We start from the raw sequence: 9,497 nt of genomic DNA, 5'->3' as shown, positions 1-9,497 counted from the left end.
GTCCCCGGCTTCTTTCCTTCTCTGCCGATGCCCCGACGTGGGCAGAACGCAGTGAGTAGCAATGTCGGCCGGTCTGGAGCAGCGGAGGGCTGCCGCCGTCTCCAGGCGTCACCTCTAGAGTCCAGGGAAATCCAGCCAACAGCAAAAATGGGTACGGGGCCTCGGCAATCGCTGAAGCCCCGTATCCGTATTGCTTTAACGCTTTGCGGCAGCCTCAGCGGCCCTCGCGCACGTCTTCCAGCAGTTCGCGCACCAGTTCCAGGGCACCGGGGCCGAGCGGCGAACGGGTCACGCCCAGCAGCACGCCCAACTTGTCACGCCGCACGCTGCTGAGGTGCGCCCAACGTTCGAGGTCGGCGCGGGCCACCTGCGCCGTTTCGTCGCGCAGGTAGCGCACGGCTCCGTCGTAGTACCCGGCCTGCACCGCCGCCCGCGCCCGTTTCTCCTGCTCGACCAGCCCCAGGCCGCGTGTCGCCACCAGCATCCGCTTGGCCTCGGCCTCGCCGCCAAAGCCGTACAACTGGTCGAGGTGGTAAATCGCCTTGGGAAAGCGCAGTCCGGCGCTCGCTCGCCAGGCGTGGGGCAGCCGGATTTCATATTCGGGCCAGCCCTCCACATGGGTCAGCAGCGCGGGATACAGCAGCCGCACGGCGATGGTGCGGGCTTCGGCCAGCGCCAGCAGTTGCTCACGCGGGCCGTGACTGGGGCCAGTGTGGGCTTCGAGGGCCGCGCGGTGCTGCTCGGCGGCTTGCAGCAGCAGTTCGCTGCGGTACTGCGCCAATTGCGACTCGCTGAGGTTCCAGAGGGTGCGCTGAATCCGCCCGAAAAACCCGGTGGGGTCGTACACCACCCGCGCCGTCGCCAGCAGGGGCAGGGGCGCGGCGGGCCGGGCTTCTTCCCAGTCGCGCCAGGTTTCCAGGCTCTCGTAAGGGTAGCGGTGCAGCACCACTCCGGCGCGGCTTTCGGTCTGGGCCGACAGCAGCCCGCGCTCGAAGGTGATGAAGGTCGGCACGCTGCCCGCCCAGGCCTGTTCGCTGCCATAGCTGCTCGCCCAGGCGACGGCCCGCACCTTGCGGTCGGCCACCAGGCGCTCACTCAGGCGTTCGGGCGAAGGTTTGTCTTTGGTGGGGCCAGAAGCCGCTTTACTGCGGCCTGAACGGGGTTTGGGGGGTGGTGTGGCGGTAGGTGGGTCTGTTGAGTCCGGCACGCGGCGTTCTTGCCTCCAATCTTGGGGAACTATACGAAATCAGGACGAGACATGGAGGGCGGAGCGGGAGGGAGGAACATGCAGGCGGTCTGCGCCTCCCCACGCCTTGAACGGTCAGGCCAGAATCTGCGGCGGGGTCGCCTTGTCGCCCTGCTCGAATTCGATGCCGCTTTCGCCCAGCACCACGCGCAGTTCGCGGCCCTCGGCGCCCAGCAGCGCCAGCGCCAGCGGGTCTTCGAGTTCGTCGCGCAGCAGGGTTCGCAGTTGCCGCGAACTGCCGACGGCGTGCTTGGGACTGCGGGCCTTGAGCTTGCCCACAATCCAGGCGGCGATGGCGGGGTCGAACGTGACGTTCAGTTCGCGGCTGGCGAGTTCTTCGCGCATTTCGCCCAGAAGTTGCTGGGCCACCCGCACCAGTTCTTCCTCGCCCAGCGACTTGAAGCGAATCACGTCGTCGAGGCGGTCGAGGAATTCGGGCGTAAAGATATTGCGCAGCGGCGCGTTGCTGTCGGGCGTGACCGGGCTGAAGCCCGCCGTAGGCGTCACGTTGAACCCGGTGTTGCTGGTCATGATGATGATGGTGCGCCGGAAATCCACCGTGCGGCCCTGCCCGTCGGTCAGGCGCCCGTCGTCGAGAACTTGCAGGAAGGTGTTGTAGATGTCGGGGTGGGCCTTCTCGATTTCGTCGAGCAGAATCACGCTAAAGGGCTGGCGGCGCACGGCCTCGGTCAACCTGCCGCCCTGCTCGAAACCGACGTAGCCGGGAGGCGAACCAATCAGCTTGGAAATGCTGTGGCCTTCCTGAAACTCGGACATGTCCACCCGAATCAGCGAGCGCTCGGAGCCGAACAGCGTGCGGGCCAGGGCTTTGGCGAGGTGGGTTTTGCCCACACCGCTGGGGCCGACGAACAGGAACGACGCCGACACGCGGGTGCGTCCGCCCAGACCCACGCGGGCGCGGCGCATGGCACTCGCCAGGGCCTTGACCGCGTCGGGCTGGCCGTACACCTGGTCATTGAGCTGGTCTTCGAGGTCAACGAGCGCCGCCCCGGTTTCCTCGGAGTAGATGCCGCCCATCGAGTTGATGACACTTTCCATGTCCTCGCGGGTCACCATCGGTTCGCCGCTCTCGGTTTCGCCCACCGGGAGGCCCACGCTCATGTTCAGGCGCACGCGGCTGGCGGCTTCGTCAATCAGGTCGATCGCCTTATCGGGAAAGTTGCGCCCCGGCAGGCTGCGTTCGCCAATTCGCACGGCGAGTTCGAGCGCCGAGTCGGGAATCTGGACGCCGTGGTGTTCCTCGTACTTGGGCCGCAGACCGCGCAGGATTTGCAGGGTCTCGGCGGGGCTGGGTTCCAGCACGATGACGGGTTGAAAGCGCCGTTCGAGCGCCGCGTCCTTCTCGATATAGCGGTGGTACTCGCCCGTCGTGGTCGCCCCGATGACCTGAATTTCACCGCGTGAAAGCGCAGGCTTGAGGATGTTGGCCGCGTCCAGTGTGCCTTCCGCGCCGCCCGCGCCGACCAGCGTGTGCAACTCGTCGATAAAGGCCATCACCTTGGCGTTCCTGAGTTCCTCGATAATCTGGCGCAGCCGCTCCTCGAACTCGCCCCGGTACTTGGTGCCCGCCACCACGCCGCTGAGGTCGAGGCTGACCAGCCGCACGCCGTGCAGGTTGGGCGGGGTGCGCTTCTCGTGGATAGCGAGCGCCAGCCCTTCCACGATGGCGGTTTTGCCCACGCCGGGGTCGCCGATCAGGACGGGGTTGTTCTTGGTGCGCCGGGTCAGGATCTGGGTCACGCGCCGGATTTCCTCGCTGCGCCCGATCACCGGGTCGAGTTTGCCTTCCTGCGCCCACTTGGTCAGGTCGCGCCCGTACTCGTCTAGAAAGGGCGTGGCGACGGGTTTGGCGGCCTTGCCTCCCTCGCGCTCGTCGTCGGCCAGGATGCGCCAGCGAATCGTCTCGACATCCTTGGTCAGTTCCTGAAGGATGCGGAACGCCACACCGTCCCCCTCGCGGATGATGCCGAGCAGGATGTGCTGGGTCGAGGTGGTCTGCGACCCCAGGCGGCGGGCTTCGGCACTCGACAGTTCCATCACGCGGCGGGCGCGGGGGGTGATGCTGGGGGCGTCGTTGAGGCGGCTGCCTTCGCCGCGCCCGATGATGTCTTCGACGCGGCGGCGCAGCGAGTCGAGGGTGGCCCCGAATTCACCGAGAATCTCGGCGGCCTGGCCTCCCTCGCGCATCAGGCCCAGCAGCAGATGCTCGGGGCCGACCATCGCGTGGCCCAGGCGGTTGCCTTCCTCGCGGGCATAGTGAAAGACCAGTCGGGCGCGGTCGTCGTAGCGGTTTTGGGACATAGGGCTTTGGCTCCCCCTTGTGGCGGCGCGGGCGTGGCCCCGGAAGGGTCAGGGGCACCCCGAAGTCTGGCTTGGATTGAGATTTCCGGTGTCTGGCCCGAACCTGTATTGAGCAGCAGGTGGCGTGGGGCTGGGGACGGTGCTGAACCCGGTTCCTGCAGGATAGCGCCCCCTGCCCGCAGCGTAGGCGGCAAGGTTACCATCCGCCGCGTGCGGGGGGGTCATGGCCTTGTAGGGTTTCAGGCGGGCAACTGCTCTTTGTCCAGCTTGGCGAAGACCATGCGGCCCACGTTGGTCTGCACGTTGTTGACGACCACCACGCGGGCAGGCTTGCCGCGCATTTTCAGCCCTTCTTCGACCACGACCATCGTGCCGTCGTCGAGGTAGCCGACGCCCTGACCCTGCTGCTGCCCGCCCTTGCTGATGGTGATGGTCAGCAGGTCGCCCGCCTGAAGCTGCGGCTTGAGGGCCACCGCCGCCTCGTGCATGCTCAGGATGTCCAGGCCGTGCAATTTGGCGATTTTGGCGAGGTTGGTGTCGTTGGTGAGCAGCTTGGCCCCAGTTTCGCGGGCCAGCCGAATCAGCTTGTCGTCGGTGGTGGGCAGGTGGGGGTCGTCCCAGTCCTCGATCCGCAGCGGGCGAATCTCGCGCAGCTCTTCGAGTACCGCCAGGCCGCGTTTGCCGCGTGTGCGCTTCTGGGCGTCGCTGTTGTCCGACAGGGTCTGGAGTTCGCGCAGGATAAACGCCGGAACAATGAGTTCGCCGTCCAGAAAGCCGATTTTGGCGAGCGCCACGATGCGCCCGTCGATGATGACATTGGAATCCAGAATTTTGCCGCCGGGTTTGCGCCGCACCTGCGGAAAGGCGAGTGCGCCGAAGGCGTCGGCATTTCGCACGGCATAGGTGACGAAAAAGGCCGCCAGGATGATGGTCAGGCCGACACTCAGCCACCAGGAGTAGACGGGCAGGGCACGCAGCAGGTTGGTGAGCAGCACGCTCAGCAAAAGCGCCACGATCAGGCCGAAGGTGGCGGCGGCGACGGTGGTGGGGGCCAGTCGCTCGTACCACTGCCGGAAACGTTCGGCATGCCGCTGAACAAACTTTTCGGCGCGGGGGGCCAGCAGCAGCGCAGACAGGGTTCCGGCCAGCATCAGGCTGACGGTGTTGAGGGTCGCCGTTTCCTCTGGCCCGTTGTCTGCCAGAATCTGTCCCCCGCTGTAGCCGAGAAGCAGACCGACGACCATCAGAGCAAGACGGAGAAACAACATGCGTCCGACAGTGTACAGGCTGTAAGCATGAGGAAGGCGGGCACCCTGTTGGGGGAGCAGGGCCAGGTCAGCCCGCCGTGACGGGACTGGCCGTGTCGAGCAGCAACCGGGGCCGGAAGCGCAGGCCGTCGGCGGCCACCAGATGGGCCGGAATGCCGCCCACGTGCCGCATGGCCCGCTCGACGGGGACACCGTGCAAGTGACCGTACACCACCAAGTCGGGTCTGGCCTCGGTGATGACGCGGGTAATTGGATTGGCCGGGTAGGGCGGCGAGGCGGGCGGGTAGTGCAGCATCAGCAGAAAGTGGTCGCCGGGTTGCCGGAGCTTTTGCGCGGCCTGCACGCTCAGGCTCAGGCGTTCGGCTTCTCGGGCCAGCAACCGCTCGTCTTCGGCGTTCAGCGGTTCGTAGCCGGGCGTGTTCCACCCGCGTGAGCCGCCGATGACCACTGTTCCCAGGCGTACGGCGTCGTTGACCACGGCCAGTTGGTCGGCGGGCAGGGCAGCGCGCAACTTGCTGGCGGTGGGCCACCAGTAATCGTGGTTGCCGCGCAGCAGCACCTTGGTGCCGGGCAGTTCGCTCAGCAGCCGCAGGTCGCTCAGGGCGTCAGGCAGGCGCATGGCCCACGACAGGTCGCCGGGCAGCAGCACCACGTCGTCTGGGCGCACCAGTTCGCGCCAGTGCTCCCAGATGGCCTGGGGGTGGCCTTCCCACTGCGGCCCGAACACCGTCATCGGCTTGGGCTGCGCCGTGGACAGGTGCAGGTCGGCAATGGCAAATACGCGCATGTGTTCCAGCATAGCCAGCCGGGCAGACCTGACCAACCCGCCTGACCAAAAGCGCCCAATCAAAAGAAAGACTCCTGTCACCGAAAAAATTATCTGTCAAAGTTGCGACAAATTAATTGTCACTGGCGTTGACACGGAATTCTTTGCAGATTGACAAATAATTCTTTGCGTCTGACGCTCTGGGCAACTGCCCAATTCTACATTTCGAGAGGCTTCAAAGCCCCTGCCAAATCGAGCAGGGGCTTTCGCTTGGGCTGAAGGTCAGCGACGTGCTTGGCTGCTGAAGCTCAGGCCGTTGGGCCGCTTGTAGACCGCCACGGCGCTGATGTTGCTGCCCGTCATCGGCAGGACGAAGTTCTTGCCTGCCGGAATCTTGGCGACGGTACAGAGGATGTCCGCACGGTCCACACGGCAGAAATCCGGGGCGTTCACGCGCAGATTGTCGCCACTGATCTTCACCTGCACGTCCCAGGCTTCCAGCGTGCCCGCCGCAAACCACAGCGATTCACCCAGGAACTTCAACCCACCGCCCGCGCTGTCCTGCACGTTGGCCGGAGCCACAGCAGGTGGCACGCTGGGCTGCATGACCGACGGCGCACAGGAACCGAGCAGCAGCGCCACCAGGGCGAACAGGCCCGCGAAACGCCACTTCACTGAACACCACCGGGGGCGACTTCAGGCGCATCCACGACGGGCGCGGCACTGGGAGCCTTTTCAGGGAACAGCTTCAGGAAGGCCGACTCGATCAGCGCGGCCACGCCCTCGCCTTCGATCAACGGCACCACCCACGCTTCCAGGTCGTCCGGGCAGACTTCCTGCACGGCGTAGGACAGCACGGTCTGGGCGATCTTGGCACGGTCCTTGCCTGCGAACACACCCTTGAGTTCTTGTGCGGCCACTACGGACTGCTGAGCCAGCATGATCAGCTCAGACGGCGTGAAAGGCGGGGCCATCAGGTCCTGAGCACCCTTGATCAGGGCGGGAACGTGCATTTTGGCCCACTGGTCGAGGGCGTTCGTCTTCTGACTTTCAGCAGAGCTGAGGGTCAGTGCAGCGATGAGCATGGAGAGGGCAGACTTCTTCACGGTGTCCTCCAGGGACGAAAGCGGCCAGCCCGTAGAGGCGCTGGCCTGAGCGGATTGGAGCACGTCAGCGACGTGGATGGACCTACTTGATGCCAAGGTGCCGCTTGGCGGTCTTGAGCAGCTTGGCTCGGTGCTCCAGGCCGTTGTAGCCACCGTTGATGGCCCGTGTGATACCGCGCAGGTCGTCGCGGTCAGCCCGAAAGTTCAGGCCGTGAGCGTTCCAGTAAGCTCCCGCCACCAGCGCCGAGACACCGAACTGCTTGAGCAAATCCGGGTCCTTTTCGAGATCGAAGCCGACCAGCTTGCCGTAGGTGCGGTAGTTGGCGCGGCCCGTGAGCTGGATCATGCCGCGCCCACGGAAGTGGTGACCGTCGCCGGGGAAAATGTTGCCCATCCTGCCCCCATACACCAGATTGGCGAGGAAAATCGGGTTCCAGGCGCACAACTGGGTGATGGCCGCCGCCGGGCTGAAGCGGTTGGGCCACGCACGGCACAGGGCCGCAATGGAGTACTGAAGATTCTCTTCGACGGGCATGATGCGGCTCTCGTGGGCGAGCTGCGCCAACCAGTGGGCCACCCTCAGCGGCGTGTTGATGCCGAATTTCTCAGCCGCCATGTTGAGCTTGGCCGCCGTGACCGTGGGGTGCGTGTGCCCCGGCACCAGGGCACGGATGAGTTCTTTGGTAATCAGTGGCTTGCCCATAGGAACCTCCAAAAGCGAACGCACCCGCGTGGGGTGCGCTCAGGTCGGTGAATTTCAGTCTTCGGGGTGCGTGATCTTGCCTGTCAGGTAGTTGAGCAGTTGCGTCATGCCGACCAGTGCGGCAATCCAGAAGGGGTAAATCAGCAGGAAATACAGAGTGGCGTCACTGAGCGCCCCACCTGCTCCGGCTGGGATTTGGAGTAGCAACAGCACGGCCACGCCTGCCGCGCCCAGCTTGAGCAGCGGGAATTCGCGCAGCCGGAGCCACAGCCACCAGCGCAGCCAGTAAACGGCGTTGGCAGGAGTGTGTGGGGGTGGGAAGGCAACGGCGATGTAGCGGCTGAGAGAGCGAAGCAGCAGCAACGCCGCCCACGCGATCAAGATGCGCTCGACGCTCATGACCAGATAACTCAGTTGATCGTTGACGATGACTGCACCGTTGTAAATCGCGTCCCAGCGGGCAGCAATGGCGTGGAAGTCAGGCATCTTTAGCCTCCGTAAGTTGAGGGTCTGGCGGCGTGGGCGTGGCTTCATCTGGCGGCGGGTCTGGGATCAGCTTGCCGATTACCGGAGCCTGCTGGGCACCCTTGACCATTCCCGAGAAGGCCCATGCCACACCACGCGGCCCGAGCGTATGCCCAGTAATGCCAGCAGCCAGGAGCGTGACGACCATGTCTGCTTTCCAGGGCAGGAAGCGGATGATCTGGCTAACCACGATGCCGACCAGAGCAGTGCTGATGAGGTTAGCCGTCATCACTCGACGGGCAGGCCACGCTTTGCCACTGCCTGCCATCGCCGTGGCATGCATGGCGGCGGCTACAACGCCGGAAGCAACCGCAACACCAGCCGTGTACGGGTCGAATGTCGGGTCAAAGGCCATAAAGAACTCCTACGCTCAGAGCGAATTGACAAACGCTTTATATGAGCTAGCCTAAAAGAGCAACGGCCCTCGCGGTGCGCCAACACCCAGGGCCTCTGCACCTTGTCGGAGGTACAGCATGAAAGAAAATACCGCAAGCGCGGCGTCCATACCCTGTGGGCATAACTGGGACGCCTACAGTAAAGCCCAGCGTGAGCAGGTCGTGCGCACAGCACTGCAATGCGGCGACGTGACCACTCTGGTGTCGCTCACCGACCACAACCTGATGATGTTCGGGCGCGGTGGGGCGCACACCAGCCAGCACACCCGGCGCAACTACAGCACGGGCGTGCGCCGGTACCTGAACTACGCTCTGCCGCTTGGCTGGGAGCGTCTGACCCAGTACGACACCGACCTCACCATCGGGTACATCCGGATGTTGGAGAGGGAAGGGGTCAGCCCCGGCACGATCAACAGTCGCCGCTCTGCTGCTCGCGCTCTATACCGGGCATTGAGGTGGGCAGGCGTCCTCCAGGCTGACCCCTTTGCCGACACGCCTCGTGCCAAGGACGCCAGCGAGCGCTGGACCAAGCGCGAAGCGTACTCGCGGGAAGACATCGAGGCGATGCTCGAAGCGGCCACGGAAGACGAACATCTGCTGGTGCTGCTGGGGTCTCACGGCGGCTTGCGCATGAGCGAACTGGTCAGCCTGAAGTGGGAGCAGGTGGACCTCGAACGGCGGGTCATGACGATCACCGGCAAGGGGCGGAAGACGGCCCTGGTCTACCTTTCCGAGAGCCTGAGCATGATGCTCGAGTGCGTGGAGGCCGAGCGCCGCACCGGGTACGTGCTGCCCTGGCGGAATCCGAAGAGCATTCGCCTGTGCCTGCGCTCGCTCTGCAAGGCCGCTGGGGTGGACTATTCGAAGCGTCAGGTGCACGGCCTGCGCCATGCCTGCGCCACGATGCTGCTGGAGCAGACGGGCGACATCTACATCGTGGCCCGGCACATGCGGCACAGCAGCGTCGGCACGACGGAGGTGTACGCGAAGCTGAACCCGAAGAGGCTCACTGCCGCGCTCAGTCGGTGGTAGAAGAAGCCCCCGCTCATGCGGGGGTTTTCTGGCCGGTAATTAGGCTGGTACTAGGCCCGGTAATGTGTGGTTCAGGTCGGCCAGGACGCCAGCATGAGCGCCAGCACAACCACCGCCGCGACATAGGCGGGCCA

At 64.9% G+C, this 9,497-nt stretch carries 10 protein-coding genes; 1 reads left to right on the top strand and 9 read right to left on the bottom strand.

Annotated features, from left to right (window positions below; genetic code table 11):
• Positions 1-214 precede the first annotated feature (214 nt).
• The 9 genes from Q4C89_RS12270 to Q4C89_RS12230 all read right to left on the bottom strand — a co-directional run bounded on the left by Q4C89_RS12270 (position 215) and on the right by Q4C89_RS12230 (position 8,291).
• Positions 215-1,099, bottom strand: coding sequence for a hypothetical protein (locus Q4C89_RS12270; protein ID WP_303102906.1), 885 nt, complete (start codon positions 1,097-1,099; stop codon positions 215-217).
• A 222-nt stretch (positions 1,100-1,321) separates the two neighbouring features.
• A complete protein-coding gene (locus Q4C89_RS12265; RefSeq protein WP_303102905.1) occupies positions 1,322-3,568 on the bottom strand; it encodes an ATP-dependent Clp protease ATP-binding subunit in 2,247 nt (748 codons plus the stop codon).
• Positions 3,569-3,807: 239 nt separating this feature from the next.
• Entirely contained in the window at positions 3,808-4,836 is a 1,029-nt protein-coding gene (locus Q4C89_RS12260; RefSeq protein ID WP_303102904.1) for a PIN/TRAM domain-containing protein, read from the bottom strand.
• Positions 4,837-4,903: 67 nt separating this feature from the next.
• The gene (locus Q4C89_RS12255; protein ID WP_303102903.1) at positions 4,904-5,623 is read right to left on the bottom strand and encodes a metallophosphoesterase; all 720 of its coding nucleotides are present in this window, start codon (positions 5,621-5,623) and stop codon (positions 4,904-4,906) included.
• A 261-nt stretch (positions 5,624-5,884) separates the two neighbouring features.
• A complete protein-coding gene (locus Q4C89_RS12250) occupies positions 5,885-6,277 on the bottom strand; it encodes a hypothetical protein (RefSeq protein WP_303102902.1) in 393 nt (130 codons plus the stop codon).
• Positions 6,274-6,708: a hypothetical protein gene (locus Q4C89_RS12245; RefSeq protein ID WP_303102901.1), complete on the bottom strand. Its 435-nt coding sequence runs from the start codon at positions 6,706-6,708 to the stop codon at positions 6,274-6,276. The genes Q4C89_RS12250 and Q4C89_RS12245 overlap by 4 nt, the downstream gene beginning before the upstream one ends.
• Before the next feature lie 82 nt (positions 6,709-6,790).
• On the bottom strand, positions 6,791-7,411 hold the full coding sequence (locus Q4C89_RS12240; RefSeq protein WP_303102900.1) for a hypothetical protein: 621 nt from the start codon (positions 7,409-7,411) through the stop codon (positions 6,791-6,793).
• Between the two features lie 54 nt (positions 7,412-7,465).
• On the bottom strand, positions 7,466-7,897 hold the full coding sequence (locus Q4C89_RS12235) for a hypothetical protein (RefSeq protein ID WP_303102899.1): 432 nt from the start codon (positions 7,895-7,897) through the stop codon (positions 7,466-7,468).
• Complete coding sequence (locus Q4C89_RS12230; RefSeq protein WP_303102898.1) at positions 7,890-8,291, bottom strand: hypothetical protein; 402 nt, start codon at positions 8,289-8,291, stop codon at positions 7,890-7,892. The genes Q4C89_RS12235 and Q4C89_RS12230 overlap by 8 nt, the downstream gene beginning before the upstream one ends.
• A gap of 118 nt (positions 8,292-8,409) precedes the next feature.
• On the opposite strand from Q4C89_RS12230, the gene Q4C89_RS12225 reads away from it, so the two are divergent.
• A complete protein-coding gene (locus Q4C89_RS12225) occupies positions 8,410-9,363 on the top strand; it encodes a tyrosine-type recombinase/integrase (protein ID WP_303102897.1) in 954 nt (317 codons plus the stop codon).
• The last annotated feature ends 134 nt before the right edge of the window (positions 9,364-9,497 follow it).

The sequence above is a fragment of the Deinococcus sp. genome (assembly GCF_030523985.1).
Classification (GTDB): domain Bacteria; phylum Deinococcota; class Deinococci; order Deinococcales; family Deinococcaceae; genus Deinococcus.
The sequence above is the reverse complement of the archived record's forward strand: the minus strand, read 5'-3'. Positions and strand labels throughout refer to the sequence as shown.